Source organism: Vibrio sp. 1078-1 (assembly GCF_033340475.1).
Map to the genome: position 1 here is coordinate 86,105 of NZ_JAWOWM010000011.1, position 17,993 is coordinate 104,097.

Genomic DNA, 17,993 nt, shown 5'->3' on the forward strand with positions numbered 1-17,993 from the left:
AAGCTCACTCTGGGTTTAGCTTTCGACCAATTACCTCAGCCGTTTTAAACTGCCCTTCATGACGGAAGGTGGAGGTTTTTTTAGTTCGTGTTAACCAATTTATAGACCCTAAGCGTCTTAGGTCTTTTGCTGAATCCGCTTCCCTGTCGACAACGTGGACTAAAGGCTTATCTAAACGCAATTGTTCTTGCCACTGAATGCTTTCAAACAGTGAATCCAGATGGCTTTGTTTCGGTTGAATGTCTTCAGACCGACATTGATAAATGCCTTTGTCAGTCAATAAGTTCAAACCTGCTGGAGCGATAGGCTCTCCTGTATCAGCATCAATGAGCAGAGAGGCTTGGAGCTCATAACCCACATCCAGAGCATGAGACATCTGGGTCTTATCAAACTTACTATGATGCTTAGAAAAGTTGATACGACACCAATCATGAGCCATCAAAACATAACGACTTTGAGTCTCTTTTACTCCAGCTCTTGCCAGTCCGAGTATTGGACTACTCAGCATAGGAAAGGTCACATTGTCATTGTGGTAAAAGCGCCATGTGGCTTGGGTAGAAGCCCAAGATTGCGTATGGTGCTCTAATGATTTAGCCCCAGGGGCATTAGTCGAATTCACAGTCATATGTTCCATAACAATGGTCTGATAACGATTAGAGAGTCTTGATTCTAAGAGGCACGGTAGTTGATGTTGTTCGAAAAGAGTCATAATCAGTACAAGTTAAAGAATAGTTAACTCTCTTGATCATTGATCCTAGGATCAGTTCCCTTAATCAAATTAATTGCTCAATATGCGACCAATCTGTGTAGATACCTATGCTCATTAGGCTATGATAATTTTGAAGTTCGAAGCCTAATATATAACACGCATTTTTTACCCAAAAGAGTAGTGAATTCAATTGTTAGACATAGTGGAAAAACTAAATACAGCGTTAACGTCCCTAAGTTTATACTATATAGGGATTTTATAGACTCCCCCTCCATTAGTTATGTCTTAGAAAATAATGCTGTAAGTGATTTCTTCTATCATAGTTCCGTTTTCAGTAGAGGAATGCCGACTAAAAAAAATAAAACAACACTTTCTAATCAGCTCGATATATCTCGCCTTCAAGGGGCTTTGTTGCGTAATTAAATTTAGAGATAGAGCAACCCCGTTTCGCGTATTTCTTAGTCAATACGACAAGTTTCAGGCATACCTAACCTAGTAAGCTTGTTCAACGCTTTTATCATCGCGTAAGATTCACCCACCTGGGCATTGTAATTCCTTAAGCTCAGTTTCCCTCCTAGCAACTGTTTAACTCGATACATCGCTGTTTCTGAGAGTGAACGTTTGTGGTATCCATACCGCTCTTTCCAATACTTATTTGAGCCGTATAACTTCTGGCAACCCACGGCGAGATTTCGAGGATGACCACGCTCCCAGAAGGCTGCCCCTTCTCGTGGGGGAACAAGCGCAATGGCTCCCTTAATCTTAATAGCAGTGTGACACGCTCTTGTGTCATAAGCGCCATCACCAGACACCTCAAGGATACTTCGGCGTGTTTGTTTCAGTAAGTTCGGGAGTACTTCGCCATCTGTAACCGTTGATAAACTTAGTTCGGCGGCAATGATCTCATGAGTGTTTGTGTCGACGGCAATATGAAGCTTTCGCCAGACTCTCCGCTTGCCATCCGTCCCGTGTTTTTTGACTTTCCATTCACCTTCGCCATAAACCTTAAGGCCAGTTGCATCAATGGCTAGGTGTTGTATCGCTCCTCTCGTTTTAGTCTTAAATGAGACCTCTACTTGTTTGGCTCTACGACTGATGCAGGTGTAATGCGGACAACTTAGCGGTACATGGGTTAACCTAAATATCGAGTCGATAAATCCTTGCAGCGCTCTCAGCGGCATAGAAAAAACTCGTTTCACCATGAGTGCTGTCGTAATAGCTAAATCACTGAACCGACGTGGCCTCCCGCGCTTATTCTGTTTGCTTTGCGCCCAACCGCTTATCGCCTCTTCATCAATCCAAAAGGTCAGAGAGCCACGGTTAATGAGTGATTGATTGTATTGCTTCCAGTTGGTTGTTTTATAACGAGGTTTAGGCATAGGGCTACGAGAGGAAGTGAATGTAGCTAATCAGATCGTAGGTTCTGGATTTAGTTCCGCTGAATTACGCAACATATATGGACGCACCTCAGGATGCAATGACTGATTCAATGATACGGTCGCTAACATATATCCGACGTCTTTCTAGGTCTACTATGTGACCTGCGCCATGATGTAATCCGCTCCTCACTGTCTTTTCAAAGCCTCGGTTTCAATAACCTCGTTGCGTTATCAGAGTGTAGTAAGGATGGTTCACCGTTTATTCATCAGCTATTGCAAACTCAGTGGCTTCTTGAGGATATCTCCTTAGAACTTAGTATTTTTAGTCAAACAGGCTTAAATGCCTGATTAATATCGTATTCACTATTTTTCGCCAAGATGTGCCATGCTACCCGACCGAGCTTGTTTGCAAGAGCGACAATCGCTTTTGCTTTTCCTCGGCGTGCAATGAGTCCTCTCAACCATGCTCCCATAGCATCCGCTTTGTTAGCTCCGCACCGAACCACTGCGCGAGCACCGTGAATAAGTAATGCTCTCAATTCACGATTGCCATACTTCGATAGAGAGCCAAGACTACTTTTTCCGCCTGTACTATTTTGTTTTGGAACTAGGCCACACCATGCTGAGAACTGGCGACCATTTTGGAATTGGTTTCCAACACCTACCTCACTAATCAGTGCCGCTGTCAAAATCGGGCCAAACCCAGGAATATTCCGAATAGCCTCATATTTTGGATTTTGCTGACTCAACATGGTGACACTTTGGGTCATTTCATCTATCTCTTCGCTAAGACTGACAAAGTCACAGTATAAAGTTTGCAGTAAGTTCCTCATTACTGGGGAAAGGGCATTCTCTGCGTCTTCAAGAGCTAGCGGTAAATGACTTCGTAAAGCTTTAATAGAGAGAGGAAATACTACCCCGTATTCAGCAGCCAATCCTCTGATCTGGTTCGCCAAGGCAGTTCTGTTTTCTACCAAACGTTTACGGACACTGCGTATCGCTTTAAGGTCTTGTTGTTCAACAGACTTAACAGGAACGAAGTGAAGATTAGGTCTAGAATAGGCTTCGCAAATGGCTCTTGCATCATTAGCATCGTTCTTTTGCCGCCCAACAAATGGTTTTACATGCTGAGCTGGAATAAGAGCCACTGTATATCCTAGCTCTTGAAATATTCTGCCCCAATGATGAGAAGTTGCACATGACTCCATTGCTAGAGCAGTTTGCTCAGGTAGTTGGCGGACAGTATCTAGAAGCTTATCTCGCTTTACCTTTTTGTTTGATAAAATTTGTCCATTTGTACCCAGAACACACACTTGGAAGAGATTTTTCGCTATATCAATACCGACAACTTTAATAGACATACTTGTTACTCCTGCTCTTAATGGTTGTACTATTAGTTTGGTACAACGACGCTAGAAGGGAGGTGCGTCCATCACATCAAAGCCTACCAAAATACCTAAAAACTCAATCAAGATACCTGTTTCTGGAGGTTACTCCTATTCACCTGACTTTGCTTATGTAGTTAAAACTGACTCGGGTGATTACCTAAACTTCATCATTGAGACGAAAAATGTTGATGGAAAAGATAATCTTCGCAAAGAAGAAGAACGAAAAATTGAACACGCTAAAGAGCTGTTCAACCAAATTAGTAAAGATATAAAAGTTGAGTTTAAAACCCAATATGCTGGTGATAAGATCATTGAACTAGTAAAACAATCTTTTGCTGTTTAGATTTTGTAATTTCAAGGGGGGCTAAACAGCCTCCCTAGTTTTTATATATATTAGACATTAGAAAAAATATTTTTTTTAACAACAAGCTTTTCAAAGTACTTATTTTCAAATCCCTGCAAAATCCAACATACTAACCCCACTAGGTATTATTATTGGTCATTCTGTTCTAAGTTGTCAGCGATTTCACGAAGCACCTTAGCCCAGCCTTTTTGAGATTCATTTTTGAAAGGCACGTTTTCAAAACATTGTTTGAGCGAAAAAACTGCTGGTGGGATCTCTGGTGATAAGCACACATTAACTGTACCTGCATGCAACCAAATCATCAATCAACAACAATTGACGGTTTAATAGGCCACGTTAGCCCTTTTGGATCTACTTCCTGGTGCATGATTTTTCCTCTTAGTTGTTTAACTGTTCTGGCACAGCTTCAACAGCAATACTTAATAACGTTCTCTTTAGCTCCCAGAGAGATTGTACGGGCCATGATGCCCAATCTAATGGGTTGCATTCAATTTCTTCACTAAACGTAATTAGACCCGTTCTGGCTCTATTTGGAATGCTGACCTGCGTCGATTTGTACTTTTCAGCAGTCATTCTAGCTGTTTGCCCGTAATAGTAGTAATCAAGTGCAATTTGGGCATTAGCGTTATTCTCAAGGAACTGTTCTAACCTTTCCTGCTGTTCTAACATAACCATTGCACACCCAATAAACAGTTCCTTGTTATCTAACACATCCTGTCTATTGAACTTTGGCTGTCTCGCAGAGGACTCATGCACCTTCCTAGAAACCTTCTTTGCCATTTTTGGTTTAACTTTAGGCTTCTTTTTCTTAGTTGGCCGCAATTGATATCTTGTCATTCCCAGCGAATTTAAACAGTCTTTGCATACTGGCTGAGCTCCGTTCTTCGCAGCGGTGATGTTCCTATAATGAGCTCCGTTACCAGATACAACTTTTCCACAAAGTGATATCTGACGAGATGACTCAATCCGTTTAGACCTTAAAATGCACACCATAATGACTACCTAGACTTTTTCACCGTGCTTGCGCATAAAGCAATATGCAGTTTCTAAATCAGCCTCAGAATGGGTAATTCCTTTATTCATCTGAATGTAAAAACGACATGCCTCAATATCAGAATCAAACTGGTAGATGTTCACGATCAAATTCAACCTTGGGAAAATACCTCCAGATTTTAAGTCTTCCCAATACAGTTCATCAAATACAGCGAATTCACCAGAATGAAACGCCGCAATAGCGGTAAGCCTCTGTAACCCATCTAAGATAAGGGAATCATCCAGCTCTCCCCCCCTGCCTTTCACATCATAAAGCTGTACTTTCGTTTCACATCCACACAAGAGGTTTTCAACGAAACATTGCTGCATGTTTTTCGTCCACTTCTGATTGGAACGCTGAAACTCAGGGGTTAACTTTTCAAGTATCTCATAAGGAGATAAAGCTATCTCCTCTGTTAGCTCTTGCACCAAGCTATTGTAGGCAAGCAAACCACCAACGGGTTTGAATAAGTCTTTAAAGCTAACGTTTACGGAATAATTCGGAGAACGATAAAACGCACTTTGTGTCACTATTTCCTTCAACCGTTCAAGACCTGATTTCATCGTGCGGTCTCCTTCTTTAGTTCTGAAAGTTTGATTTGATAAGCATCATAGAAAAAACACGCCCAGAGATAATTCGCATAGATACGCTTCGCAAAGTTTTTCCCTGGCCTGTCCTTTACGATCTCTTTTGGAAGTGATATTGCGAGACTGTTGTACTCAACCATATCGGAAAGACGACGCTTTACTTCATCGAGGAAAGGTCCAAGCTCAGTAGAGAATGATTTTCTGGAAAGGTCCCACATATATGTCTTAGAAAAATCAAAGTTTTTCAGGTTACGTTTCTGCCACTCAATCACTAATTCATGAAGTTCGGCTTCATATTCCCTTTCACCGGATACCGCTTCGTCTAAATGGTTGGGGCACTGGATTGCTCCAAACCAGACCCCATCTTTTTTGCGCATGGTTTTATTCGGAACATGGCCGCAATGACGGCATCTTGCCATAAACACTTGATCAGGTTTGGGGGTTTGCAAAGAACTCATGTTAACTAAGGGGTAGAATTTCTTTGAGGATACATAGAGCTGATCCCGGAGTTGTTCAAATCGCTCAATTGAATCATGAGAAATATGGCTGTACTTATCTTTCAATTTATCAACGGGTGTAATTCCGATACCACTTTTCGACAGTTGACGACGAACAAAGCCTTCTTCTAGGTTATGCTCAATTTTTGCCACCAGCACCAATAGTTGAAGTTTACGCAACGTCGCGTTGTTGCTTCGGGGCATAAAGCACTGCCATTGCCCCATCTGGACAGCAGTTCCAAACTGATCGTCGTAGACGTCACAGACATCAACGTCATGCCACAGATTTAATCGTTCTTCGCACTTACCCATCGAGTTCAGTGCCTTCCGTCCCATTTGTAATAGAAGCGCTTGGTAGATAGAGTCAATTGCAGAATTCAGCATCTTTTCACTGATTTCGAACACAGGAAATTCTAGTTCTATATTCTCATCCGATTGCAACATACGCTGCTTTTGCATGTAGCCCATAAACATAAATGAAGCTGTCGCTAAAAGACTTGCAGCCTGAATGATCCCATTATGACTGGCTAGATTAACGATTGTTTTGGATGGGTTTAAAGGAAGTCCATCCCAGTACGCTGGTATGGCAAAATCGAGGAACGATGATTTAAGCTTTGTCTCAATAGAAAATGGAGCACAAATCGCACCCTTTACATTACGGTTTGGCTTAATCTTGCGTAACTTCTCACGCATAGCTTTGTAGCTACATTTTACTTCTGGCATTAGTTTTAATGCAGCATGGTTATCAACATGTAGGATATCGTATACCGGGTCCAATAGTTCATGGAGAACTTCGGAAGACTGGTATGGCTCCAATTGATCAGATACATTAACAGCGAAATGGTGGCTAAGGTCGATATCCTTCTCACCACTGTCACTATAAGCCTCTACCTGGACATGATCAGAGATTGTATTAGGAACAGGCATCACTCCTTCATATTCGGCCACACACTCGTTCCAAAGCTTCGCATCAAACTTAATGCCATCACTTAGGATTGATATTTTTTGTTCTTTCTCTTTCTGGGCCGAGATGAACAGAATCTCATTGCGCTTTTGGTTATACAGCTTAGCTATTGCATTGTGCTCTCTACACCATTTGCTGTATTCGCGCTTCAAAAAGGAATGCGCTTCGGCTAGGTTTTTGAACTTTGACCAATATGCCTCTATGTGTGTGGGCTTCCGATCTGTCTTTGTTCGGATGGTGCAACGTGAACGTTTCTGCTTATCCTGATCAATAATCTTGATAGCATTGGGCTCAAAATAACCAACATTCCAATTAGCGGGTAAGACCCCCTGTTTATACATATCCAGGCGAAAGGATAACGCTGAATTAAGCGCGTTATCACTAGATACTCCGGCATTGAAAGACTTTGTTTTTTTACCAATACGTACTTGATATCCAGTAGGCAACTGGAAAACATTTAGGAACTTTTTCATAAAATAACGCTTTATTAAGGTGCCGACGAACACTGTCAGGCACTGGTTTATCAAATTAAACTTATTGCACGGTTCGAGTGGTAGACATCCGTTCATGAAATGCTGCGAGTTGCCAGCCTTCAATCCATGCTGCTTTCGACTCGTGATCATTGTGCGGGTTTTCTGCGTATGGCGTTCCACTTTGATAAGCAAAAGCGCCTTGCTGGAGAACTCGGTGGTAGTCAGCTTCACTCATCGAACTATACACCCTTAGTTCTTTACCCCACACCTCATCACTGTTTGGGTTATATGCCATAACATTGACCTCTCAGCCAGATTACAGAATCATATATTAACCCTGTAAAAAAGTTTTGTCTATCGCTTATACAACGGTCTGTGATCGACTGGCCTCCAATTTTTTCTGGCAGATTTGACTTCGCCTCGAAGAGCCATAAGCTTTTTAAAAAGTGTCTTATCATAGTCCAGCTTCAATACTCGCCCACAACCATAGGCTATGACACCCTGTGCTTGAGGTAGCCAGAATCGCTGAATTAACCCGGTATAAAGTGTGAGCTGGTACTTTTCACGGATTGTTATTCGCCCATTGAACGCTCTGCTTTTAAATTCTCCTGCAATGTATCTAAAACGCAATGGATCAAAAAATACTGCATCAGGGGCTCCGCAGACTCCTCGGCGTTTAATAAACCAAGGCTTTTTCCAACCGCCTATATCAGCCCCCAGCACGATACAGTACCAAGGCATATGGAACTGCCTCTTTATGGACAGCCCTCTGAGAATAACCATCAATAGGCCGATTGACGCCACCAGCAAAAACACTAGTTCCCCAGTCATAACAAATCCCAGTTAATAGCAACCAATATGGCTACAACAATAATCACTAACCACGGTAAAAGACTGTTACCACTTCCTGCTTGGGCGTGAGCCTTTAATCCAGCGTTTGCAGCCTCGGAGTTGTATGCTTGTCCTCTGTGCTGGCAAAATTTAGATGGATCAGCGGCATAGGCGCTTAAATGACTTACGGATACCCAGTTTGAACGCTTTCTTCTCACCCAGCAATTCCTTGTAGTTCTTCAATTGCCTGTTCAGCTGCGTTGATGACAGATAGTGCGTTTTGGGTGTACTCATTGCTAATTTCGCCATCGAGCCCTTCACACCACAAGCCAAATTCCTCCTGGGCAACTTCATCGCTTATACCCGCAGCTCTGAACACCATTAACCAATCTTCAATATATTGATCTACGTGAGCCATACTCGGTTCCTTATTATTGTTTCTTCAATTTAATCGCTTGCATTAGTGTGGTTAGGGCAACCCAAAGCATCGTAACAATGCATACAAACCAAATGATTCCAACAAATATGAGCCATGCTGACTCACTACTTTCTGGTCCATTTGGCATCGTTATTCCTCCCAACGCGGCAGCAGCGATCATAGCTATAAGGCTTAACGCCCAGCGCTTTGAAAAATCTTTAGCGAGTGACTCCCATTCCTCATTTGGGGCTTTAAACCAACAAACCAAACCAATGACTAATGGGCCTATAAAGAAAAAATCCAGCATTACTCCCCCCCCCCTATTTTAGAAACGTACTACCGTTACATCACCGAGCAATACGTCATCAATTCTATCCGGATATAGCTCTCTGGTTTTTTCAACAATTTCAAACGCAGATGAAGTAGGAAAACTCGCTGTCAACTCCAGCTCTGTCAAACTTACCGCCACTCGCTTGCGTCTAATGCTTTGTGAAGGGATGTTTTCTTGGATCAGACTTTTACTATGAACAGCACTCTGGTAATCATCCCAATCAACCACGCTGTAAGACAAACCGCGTTCTATTGGTCTTGTCCAACCAGGTAACACTGATTCCCAAGCGAGTTCTCTTTGTCTCCATTCTGAATCAGTCACATCGTTAGGTTTATCTGTCGAGTTTTGGTAATGATAATCTTGAAATCCAACGTCGATTAAGGATTGGCGATACCCAATATCGTTTTCAACGTAGTACAAACCTAATGTATGTTGTCCCCAGGGAATTAAGCAGACATTAAAAGTGAAGTCCCAATCCGTACTACGAATACCGTCCACCAAAACTTTATGCTTTTCCTCGATAAACATAGTTCTCAGATCTGACAGAGTTTGGCAGCTTCTATCCTTTTGGAGCATGGTTACGTTTGCCGAGATATCTGCATCAAATGCAAGCTTTCTAGCTCCCAGTTTTGCGATGGCTTTTTTGGCCGTATCAACGCAACCAGAGCGCAAGGAGCATAATTTGGTTAGTGCCTGCTCTAACGTTGTATTGCGCAGAATTAACCCATTGTATATCTTAGTGCTCACTTCGAGTTCCCTCACTTCGATCCGGATTTCTCACATTAACCAGTTCAGCTAAGGCAACTCCCGAGGATGCACACCCCCACATAAACATAAGGTCGATAAAGGCAGGATTATCCCCCAGATGAAAAAGGCCACCGGACAAAACCATGAAAAGCCCTATTCCAGAGATCGTTACGATTCGTTCTAACGGGCGAGAATCTTGATTGAGAGGCTGGTGGATGAGAAACCATCGAAGAGCAAAACCAATACTCATACCACCAACAATGAACCCAGGCCATTTCAATTTTGCACTGACTAATGCCAACGAACCCAAGAACGCTATCAAAAAATACAGTCTACGTCGATTCACTGGCCTTCCCCATCACTGCTTGTTTTTTCCCACAAGTGGGCCTTATCAATAACGCTCAAAACAGCACAAATTAATGCGAATCCATTTGCGATAATTAAGAGCTTTTCTGGTAAGTAAAAATTGGTAATCAACTGAATAAAGTTCAGGGCAGCCATAGCTATAAACACGTAAATAAAAAAGCGCTTTACTTTGGAATGCAATTTATAGCCATCTAATGCCACCATTTCGTTTTGTTCCGTCACGACATTTCTCCTGTAGTAAGTGAAAGCTTCTTATCATCGCTAAAGAACATCCATTCTCCGTTAAATCGTTCGGCCAACTCTTTCGCAGTGATATCTCCAGGCATGAACATACAACCAGAAACAGAACCGCTATTCTTTGACAAGTATCGGTTTAAAGCAGACATACCTGCCGAAAGTAATGTGTCGTAGTGGCTATCGTCGTACTGTGAGATCTCCAGAGCTAACTTAACAACGGACTCATTGTGACTAGAATTCAACAAGGCTACGGTTTTTTTCTTGTTTCCCAACAAGTCGCGTACTTTCTCAACTGTTGGTTCATAACCTAAAACCAATTCAATAGATTCAACTATCCGAGCTGTAAACTCTAAGAACGCGGGATCAGACTCTTTTGAAAGTTGTTTTGTAATAACTCTCAGTGCATTGCTCATAGCCAACTCCTGTAATTTTTAGTGTTTTATCAGTATTTCATTTGGTTGGACTTCTAAAGAACCAAGATCGCACTCAAACTGTAATGAGATTCCCTGATCGTGTGCGATGGCTATCATGTACCTAGCCATACAAGAGTGCCTCTTGTGTCCCAAGCTCTACCGTTGCCGCAGCCATCTGCTCACAGAATGCCCGGTTCTTTTGCTCATTCATTATCGGAGCCTCGCTACTTTTTTAGATACAAGGGCAATCATGCCCCTACCTACGCTATATACCAATGGGAGTAATTGCCCTTTTCTGTACAAACTAGCGGGTATTTTCAGGATTGATCAAAGCCAATCGCGCAGACAGACTTGAACTCATTTTTTGAATAGTGTTGTTCAATGTAACAATCAGATTTGAACTCGTAACGTTTATTAGCGACTTGCTAACCCCATAAAATTCTGGATATTTTTCAGGGTTTAGGTTTTCTAAATGAGCAACCAGTCGCATTGCTTCACCTTTGCTCATACAGCTCAGGTTTATCACATGGGCTTTTGCTATAACGTGTAGCAACTTATCTTCAAAGTCCCGGTAAAATTTGCTTTCTTGCTTCAATTCTGAATCCATTATCAGTACATCTCCTATTACTCATTGACCTTGATTGCGAACACGCTAACGGGAGCATCACCAAAATGAGGGTGAGTAATAACCATCTCCTCAAAACCTTTCCACGGTCGAACTAAAATCTTCTCGGTATCCCCAGATTTTGGATAGCCAAGCTTGATATGCACCTCATCATACTCGCGACCCTCCAGACGTTTCCGCCAGTAATCCGTTTGAAGACGATATTCATACTTCTTTTCCCCGGTTTGCATTTGTCTGAAATACAGAGCTTTCACAGGGAGATGAAGAACTTTCATTTGAGACCTCCAAAAAACTAAAGGAGCTACCTCCTCAATATTACAGCATCACTTTATAATGCTTATAAAATTTTAAAAGTCTACAGGCATAAAAAAGCCCCGGCGCAATGCCAGGGCTAATTTGAGGTTGGATATTACAATCAGAGCTTTCCGTGCCGCAAGATGAACTTCTCACGGTCCAAAATACCCCAGTCCGTTATCATATAGTAGCCTGTAGCTCCTCGCTCTCCCCTCGATTCACGGATGAATATAATTTTCATATCAAACTCATCACGAAGCATCGCCAGTTGGCGTTTAATAGTGGACTCAGGAATCTTGGTCTCTGAATGGAGATCGTGCAAGCTGGGCTTATCTAACTTAGACAGCGCATTTACCAGTTCAAACTTGCGACTCATATCCTGAGATAACTTCATTCCATACTTACCTTACTCAACGCTTACGAGCTCGATGTCAGTCACCGCTACTTTTATTGGCTTTACTTCCTTTTTCTCACCAACAAGAGTCTTAACCCAAACCACATTTGGTTCAGTAGCAATACGATCTGTCATCAGTACACCACGCTTATTTTCACTCTCACCGATAATATTCACGGTGATGACTAACTTACGTGGGTCAGCCCCTTTCCAGTCTTTACCTTTTGCAAGAGGAGGTTCAATGCCTTCTTCTTCGGCATCATCGGTTGCATCATCACTTTCATCAACCTGCTTATCACCCGGCGCGTTTGTATCGCCTTGAGATGAAGCATCATCAGAAGTAAATTCCTCTCCCGTAGCTTGATGAACAACATTATCGCCCGTTGTATCATCAGAACTTTCCACATCACTTTGTGTAAAGTTGCCACCCTTCTCTTCACCCAATTCTGAGTCAGAATTCGAATTATTATCCTGCTCAGAGTTATTGGTTACTGCACCATCTTCATTTGAAGTTGGTTCATCACCATTCTTGATACGTTTTGCATCATTCAACAACTCACGACTTTGCTTACGTGTCATGCCATCACTCATAGCAACGGCACAGACAGCCCGGCATCGCTCTTCATTCAGTTCGAATAGCAAACGTAAGTTATTGAGTGTTTCCGTATCAGCTGTAATGTCATTATCGTATAATTCTCGAACGCAGTCAGGCATTTTTAATAATGAAAGGTGCGTTGAAACAAAAATTGTGTTCTTACCGATACGTTTTGCAACGTCTTTTTGCTGCCACCCATTATCAATGAATACTTGTAAAGCATTAGCAATTTCAAGTGCAGCCAAATCATCGCGCTGAATATTCTCTATCAATTCTCCCGCTGTTTCGTCCAAGTCCGTTTGTTCTTTTTCGTTAACAACGATGTCAATTGTTGGAATATCTTTGGCTTTACATGCTCTCCAGCGACGTTCGCCTTTTTGAATGACATATTTGCCGTCTTCATTTTTCGGGTAGACCACAATCGCGGATTGCTGGCCTTCTTCCAAAATTGAATCACCCAGTTCCTCGATATTACGGAACCGTTTACGAACCTGTTCTTTTGAAATAACTTCATCAACAGGAACCGTCAGAATTACCTTACCATCTGGCTGCTTTTTTTGGGCGGCTTGAGCTAACTGGTTGAGGTTTTTTAGGTTATTTAGTTTCATCTTAACCTACCTTCTCTACAATCTCGTCCAGCACCGCTCGCACTTCTTTTGCTGCTACATGACCATAGCGAAGAGACCATACTGGAACTCCATCTGTAGTTGCAGAATCAAGCGGTGGACGGTGTTGAATAATGTTACTAAAGATCAACTCTGGGATAGCTTTTTTCAGCTCAGTAAACGATTTGTTGTGGTTCACTGAACGATCCATATCATTGATGACAATGCCCAGGATTTCTAAGTTTTGATTGTGCTGTTGCTGAACACCGATAATGGTCGTCAGCAAGCCCTCTACACCATCAACCGCAAAGCCAGATAGTTTTACAGGACATACAACATGCGTCGCAATCATCAGTGCAGCAACCAGCTTACGGCCAAGACTCGGTGGGCAATCAATCAACACGTAATCATAGTCTTTGATTAGTTCTTTTAAGTGTCGAGCTGGGTTCATTGCTTGTTCCAATGGCACTGCCTCCATCTCAAACAAATCCGGATCGTTTTTGGGCGTGTAAATCAAATCAACACCACATGGACACTCCGTTACTTGAATGCTTGAGCAGTTATCAAGGAACAATTCAGCTACTTTAGTACCGCTATATACTGGCTCGTAGCTGCCATCTTCCAACTCCACACGAGGAGCCAAACGTGAAGATGTATTACCCTGACCATCGAAATCCAGTACCAGGACTTTTTTCTTTTTTTCTGCCAAATCGAAGGCTTGCTGGATACAGATAGTACTTTTACCCACGCCTCCCTTCTGATTGGCATAGGCGATAGCTTTTGCCATGTTTACCTCGCTCTCCGATTGCAAATGAGATTCCTAGTGACGAAACATCGCCACTTTCACATGTGAAAGATTCTAACACTCACTTTATGATACTGCAATGTCATATCGTGGTACTAACATAACAATTACAGATAAAAAAACGGCCTCAAAGGGCCGCGAGAAAAATCATCAATGTTTAGGTGAACTGTATCGACAGAACAATGTGCATCCTGTCTCAATCCAATATTACCTTGCGCTTGTTTTTTTCGGTTAGCAAGTCTTCTTTAGTTTCTTGGTTCTGGATTGGATTATTGTCAGCCAAATCCTCAATAGCTACTGGGCTCTCTGAAATTACTGGGCGTCTAGACCTGACGTAATACTCCCTTGCTAGTTCAATATCAGCGACAGGATGCAAAAGTTAAAGTTTGATCATTTTTAAGGTGCATTGTTACCAGAAGCACTGTGGAAATGACAAAGTTTGTTCAATCTCTAGCAAACTTTTGGACATAAACGCGTTAGATTAATGACTCTAACGCGCTTATCTGAGATTAGATAAAGTATCTTGAAACCTTAAACACTTGTTATGCTTCTTAGCCATCAGTGCTACTTGGCATGATTTTTTGCCAAATTTTCATATCAAAACCAATATCAGCCACATTACACGCAACTTTCGCCATTTCTAGTAATTTGTATTCACCAAAGATAAATTGGTCTTTATCTCTGATTAGCTTATATAGATAAAAGACTAATTGAACCTCTTCGATTAACATTTTTTTTGTTAACCTTGAGAATTCCTCCGTGTTCTGCGAGTTTACTTTGTTATAACTTTCTCTCTCTTTTGCACTAACAAGCAAGTCCTCTGAAAACTTGCTTGTATGAATAATCAGCTTTCTAATCTCTTGGTTTAGGACCTTTTCAGTGCCTGCTAACTCGACCATAAGAGCATTAATCAAAGACATATCAATAACAGGCACTCCTACTATATATTTATCTTTGACAGGATTAATAAAATCATCGTATTTATGCGACAAGTCAACTTTGTATTTATCTAGTAATATTTCAAGCTCAAAGTAGAAAGCTCTTTCCTGCAAATTAGCTTTCTTAGTCGCAAGCCTGATAGTCATGTAATGGCCTAATAAAACACCAACTAAACCTACAAATAAATTCTCCATTCGTACTCCGATTTACAAACTGAAGCATAACGCCCGCTTAAGGGGCAGCCAACGCCACTACTAACTTACCGCATAACACCGTAATCAACCAAAACCAACGCATAGTAAAAATGCCACGCGTTGGCTGTCCCTCTTGAAGCGTTTGTTAGCTGCAAGTCACAGTGTGTTCCTTAAGCCCCAATTTCCAAAGATTATCGATATTGTTAAGGTATGTGGATACTTGCTTTCTTGGAGCATTGATAATGACTTCACTAGATACACAGACTGAATCAGTTTCACGATCATAGTAACCAACTTCTACGCACCAAGGATCATTGGAATCCTTTGCTATATCGATTAACCTAGAACGAAAATAAGCGCACGAACCACTAGAATAATAAAATTCTTTTTCAACGATGGCAGTTACACCACCTTTACGTTCCCCGATAAACACAACGGGAGATAACAACTTAGAAAGATATAACTTCTCAATTATATTGATAATTCTTGTGTCATGATCTTCATCCCAAATAACAGCGAAATCATGAATTTGGAAGTGATTAAGATCGTCTAATAATGAGTTACAACTTTCTGTAGAGCGTAATATTGAATAGTGAGTTCCGCGACCAAGGTTTCCGATAGGAGCAGTTTCGTCGTAGATCGTTGTAAATAGTGTAGAGTAAGATGTATGCATATTAACCTCAATTTCACTTGATGTTGCAGTTTCACCTGCGTAATGGGCGATTACCTTTCGAGTAACCACAAGTCACTAATAATCCTATACATAAGCGCCAATTCTGGCAAGTGCAGCTAACGCCGCGTTAAGGGGTGAGTGCCGCCTAAACCAGCTTTCCGCAGACCACTTTCACCACCAAAATCACCGCATACCAAAAATGCCACGCGGCACGAATCCCTCTTTAACGCTTTGTTATGTTTTATTTTCAAGATTATGCTGAACCTTCAAGTATACATCCAGACACTCTTCAACCAAATTCTGCTTACCATGCTGAGCAATCAAAAGATAGATTATGTGGATCAGTATCGTTGCGCCGATATGTCTCTGAAGCTCTGACTGAATATTTTCGACACTAGGCAAATTAGTCGCGGATGCATATAACAATAAATTCCTTTTGTTAGCAGTATCTTTAATGTATTGAAATATTGACGTAATTCCTCGCTCAGATGCAACCGCACGCACTTCGTGCAGGTAATCTTTAGCATTGCCTGAAGCGTCCACATTAACCTGGCTAAGTGGTGGCTCTGGTTGGAAACTAAAGTCGCCGATCTGTAACTGAGTCTTAAGTATATCTCGACCATTACAGCTTTCTACAACTAGCTGATATGGAATTTCACTTACTTTCAATGCAACGCCTAGGAGAGTTAAAAATGGGTAAAGGCCACCCTTATGCTTATGATCATGCATCCTTAGTTCATTAGAACGAAGATATCCTTTACTTTTAATAGCAATAAATAAAGCTGTTGCAGCCTCCTCTTCAGCAGTGATAGCTAAAAACGCTGCCACTTCAGGCATTGTTCTCGCTAGTTCAAAAGCCCGTTCGACATAACGAATGCTAGATTTAGCTGCAAAACCCGAATGTCCCTTCGTACGAGATGACATTTCAAACACTTTCTTCTGAAAATCACTTAACCCCATGAAATCCTCATAAAACATAACGCCTTGTTAAGGGGTGAGTAACGCAATACCGATGCCGCCGCATACCACCTTAAACACTAAAACTAACGCATAGTAAAAATGCCACGCGTTGCGAATCCCTCTTGAACAATTTGTTAGCCCTTTGTCCAAATTTGGTACGTGTAATCAATATTTGAACTGAAACTTTGCTCAAATGTTTGCTTGAAACTCTGTGGAACTGAAGGGAAAAACACGTCGCCAGAGATGTGCTTATGAATCACTGAAAGATGGATAACATCTGCTTGTTCGATTAATGCTTTGTAAATTTCACCACCACCAGAAACAAAGACATGTGTTGTCGTGTTGTCTAAGTAAGCTAAAGCCGATTCAACGCTTGTGAAATAAACAACATCAGGATCATTCGAGACCATTTCAGTACGAGTAACCACAGCATATTTTCTATTCGGAAGTTTACCCATTGAGTCGAAAGTTTTACGACCGACTAAAAGCCAATGATTGTAAGTCATAGCTTTGAACAGGAGCTGCTCACCATATACATGCCAAGGTATATCCAATCCAGAGCCAATTACTCCATTCTCGGAAACAGCTGCCATAATGGATATTTTCATTTTTCCTCCTGAGGGCTAACGCCCTGCTAAGGGGTGAGCAATGCACTGCAAGAGCCACTGCACACCGCCTTAATCACAAAACTCACCGCATGCTGAAAATGCCACGCATTGCGAATCCCGCTTAAGCAGTTTGTTAGCTTAAATTTCAGCACCTTAGATTTACCAAGCCTGAGATTAAACCGATTTGGAAAATCAACAAACCACTTAAGCTTTGAAACCCGAATTGGCTCAAACTTTGTGGCCTTTCATGCGATTTGAAAACCCGAAAATTTTGATAAATCACTTTCGGAAAATTCAAAGCTAAAACAAAACCTCCAAAGCGACTTTGCACCAAACTGGCGAACCTCGCGCAGTCCCAAAACTCAATTGAGGCAACTGTTCGAAACTCATGTTGACAAACAATGTGGATTTGCCGTGGAACCAGAGCGAATGGCCGAAGGAAGAAAGAAAAACCACAAACAACTGATTTTTAATGTTTTAAGCTAACGCCGCGTTAAGTAGTGAGCAACATGCCACCCAACCTAAACCATTGTGCCGTAAACACTAAATTCAAAGCAAACCGAA

The 17,993-nt window shown here is 41.7% G+C and carries 22 protein-coding genes and 1 pseudogene; 1 reads left to right on the plus strand and 22 read right to left on the minus strand.

Translation table 11 applies throughout. The features are described from left to right. Positions 1-7: 7 nt before the first annotated feature. The 3 genes and pseudogenes from R7190_RS18525 to R7190_RS18535 all read right to left on the minus strand — a co-directional run. Positions 8-715: pseudogene (locus tag R7190_RS18525) on the minus strand (transposase); the annotation flags it as partial. A gap of 452 nt (positions 716-1,167) precedes the next feature. Next, a complete protein-coding gene (locus R7190_RS18530) occupies positions 1,168-2,088 on the minus strand; it encodes an IS5 family transposase (protein ID WP_159408532.1) in 921 nt (306 codons plus the stop codon). A 326-nt stretch (positions 2,089-2,414) separates the two neighbouring features. Further along, entirely contained in the window at positions 2,415-3,449 is a 1,035-nt protein-coding gene (locus R7190_RS18535; RefSeq protein ID WP_222802168.1) for an IS110 family transposase, read from the minus strand. A 91-nt stretch (positions 3,450-3,540) separates the two neighbouring features. Here R7190_RS18535 and R7190_RS18540 point away from each other — a divergent pair, with 91 nt between their 5' ends. Beyond that, the gene (locus tag R7190_RS18540) at positions 3,541-3,819 is read left to right on the plus strand and encodes a hypothetical protein (RefSeq protein WP_276456104.1); all 279 of its coding nucleotides are present in this window, start codon (positions 3,541-3,543) and stop codon (positions 3,817-3,819) included. A 399-nt stretch (positions 3,820-4,218) separates the two neighbouring features. Here R7190_RS18540 and R7190_RS18545 read toward each other — a convergent pair whose 3' ends face one another. The 19 genes from R7190_RS18545 to dfrA46 all read right to left on the minus strand — a co-directional run bounded on the left by R7190_RS18545 (position 4,219) and on the right by dfrA46 (position 17,429). Continuing rightward, the gene (locus R7190_RS18545) at positions 4,219-4,551 is read right to left on the minus strand and encodes a hypothetical protein (RefSeq protein WP_133305456.1); all 333 of its coding nucleotides are present in this window, start codon (positions 4,549-4,551) and stop codon (positions 4,219-4,221) included. A 291-nt stretch (positions 4,552-4,842) separates the two neighbouring features. Then, positions 4,843-5,436: a hypothetical protein gene (locus R7190_RS18550; RefSeq protein WP_014386695.1), complete on the minus strand. Its 594-nt coding sequence runs from the start codon at positions 5,434-5,436 to the stop codon at positions 4,843-4,845. Next, positions 5,433-7,394: a hypothetical protein gene (locus tag R7190_RS18555; RefSeq protein WP_014386694.1), complete on the minus strand. Its 1,962-nt coding sequence runs from the start codon at positions 7,392-7,394 to the stop codon at positions 5,433-5,435. The genes R7190_RS18550 and R7190_RS18555 overlap by 4 nt, the downstream gene beginning before the upstream one ends. A 61-nt stretch (positions 7,395-7,455) precedes the next feature. After that, positions 7,456-7,689, minus strand: coding sequence for a hypothetical protein (locus R7190_RS18560; RefSeq protein ID WP_014386693.1), 234 nt, complete (start codon positions 7,687-7,689; stop codon positions 7,456-7,458). 59 nt (positions 7,690-7,748) lie between these two features. Beyond that, on the minus strand, positions 7,749-8,225 hold the full coding sequence (locus tag R7190_RS18565) for a hypothetical protein (protein WP_046224213.1): 477 nt from the start codon (positions 8,223-8,225) through the stop codon (positions 7,749-7,751). Positions 8,226-8,439: 214 nt separating this feature from the next. Further along, entirely contained in the window at positions 8,440-8,643 is a 204-nt protein-coding gene (locus R7190_RS18570) for a hypothetical protein (protein WP_014386690.1), read from the minus strand. Between the two features lie 13 nt (positions 8,644-8,656). Next, positions 8,657-8,950 carry a hypothetical protein gene (locus R7190_RS18575; protein WP_032073016.1) on the minus strand — a complete coding sequence of 98 codons (294 nt, stop codon included), beginning with the start codon at positions 8,948-8,950 and terminating at the stop codon, positions 8,657-8,659. Positions 8,951-8,968: 18 nt separating this feature from the next. After that, entirely contained in the window at positions 8,969-9,721 is a 753-nt protein-coding gene (locus tag R7190_RS18580; protein ID WP_046224215.1) for a hypothetical protein, read from the minus strand. A gap of 342 nt (positions 9,722-10,063) precedes the next feature. Further along, entirely contained in the window at positions 10,064-10,309 is a 246-nt protein-coding gene (locus tag R7190_RS18585; protein WP_014386686.1) for a hypothetical protein, read from the minus strand. Then, positions 10,306-10,737, minus strand: coding sequence for a hypothetical protein (locus R7190_RS18590; RefSeq protein WP_046224216.1), 432 nt, complete (start codon positions 10,735-10,737; stop codon positions 10,306-10,308). Before R7190_RS18590 ends, R7190_RS18585 begins: the two co-directional genes overlap by 4 nt. A gap of 304 nt (positions 10,738-11,041) precedes the next feature. Next, positions 11,042-11,344 carry a hypothetical protein gene (locus R7190_RS18595; protein WP_014386683.1) on the minus strand — a complete coding sequence of 101 codons (303 nt, stop codon included), beginning with the start codon at positions 11,342-11,344 and terminating at the stop codon, positions 11,042-11,044. A 17-nt stretch (positions 11,345-11,361) separates the two neighbouring features. Then, positions 11,362-11,637: a hypothetical protein gene (locus tag R7190_RS18600; RefSeq protein WP_014386682.1), complete on the minus strand. Its 276-nt coding sequence runs from the start codon at positions 11,635-11,637 to the stop codon at positions 11,362-11,364. A gap of 140 nt (positions 11,638-11,777) precedes the next feature. Next, the gene (locus R7190_RS18605; RefSeq protein WP_014386681.1) at positions 11,778-12,050 is read right to left on the minus strand and encodes a helix-turn-helix domain-containing protein; all 273 of its coding nucleotides are present in this window, start codon (positions 12,048-12,050) and stop codon (positions 11,778-11,780) included. A 12-nt stretch (positions 12,051-12,062) separates the two neighbouring features. Next, positions 12,063-13,253: a ParB/RepB/Spo0J family partition protein gene (locus R7190_RS18610; RefSeq protein WP_014386680.1), complete on the minus strand. Its 1,191-nt coding sequence runs from the start codon at positions 13,251-13,253 to the stop codon at positions 12,063-12,065. Position 13,254: 1 nt separating this feature from the next. Continuing rightward, positions 13,255-14,037 carry a ParA family protein gene (locus R7190_RS18615; protein WP_041154764.1) on the minus strand — a complete coding sequence of 261 codons (783 nt, stop codon included), beginning with the start codon at positions 14,035-14,037 and terminating at the stop codon, positions 13,255-13,257. 569 nt (positions 14,038-14,606) lie between these two features. After that, positions 14,607-15,188 (minus strand): hypothetical protein, encoded by a 582-nt coding sequence (locus R7190_RS18620; protein WP_101905921.1) that lies wholly within the window; start codon positions 15,186-15,188, stop codon positions 14,607-14,609. 145 nt (positions 15,189-15,333) lie between these two features. Next, positions 15,334-15,861, minus strand: coding sequence for a hypothetical protein (locus R7190_RS18625; RefSeq protein ID WP_000557529.1), 528 nt, complete (start codon positions 15,859-15,861; stop codon positions 15,334-15,336). Between the two features lie 234 nt (positions 15,862-16,095). Next, entirely contained in the window at positions 16,096-16,821 is a 726-nt protein-coding gene (locus R7190_RS18635) for a hypothetical protein (RefSeq protein ID WP_159066178.1), read from the minus strand. 134 nt (positions 16,822-16,955) lie between these two features. Beyond that, entirely contained in the window at positions 16,956-17,429 is a 474-nt protein-coding gene (gene dfrA46 / locus R7190_RS18640; RefSeq protein ID WP_101905916.1) for a trimethoprim-resistant dihydrofolate reductase DfrA46, read from the minus strand. Positions 17,430-17,993: the final 564 nt, after the last annotated feature.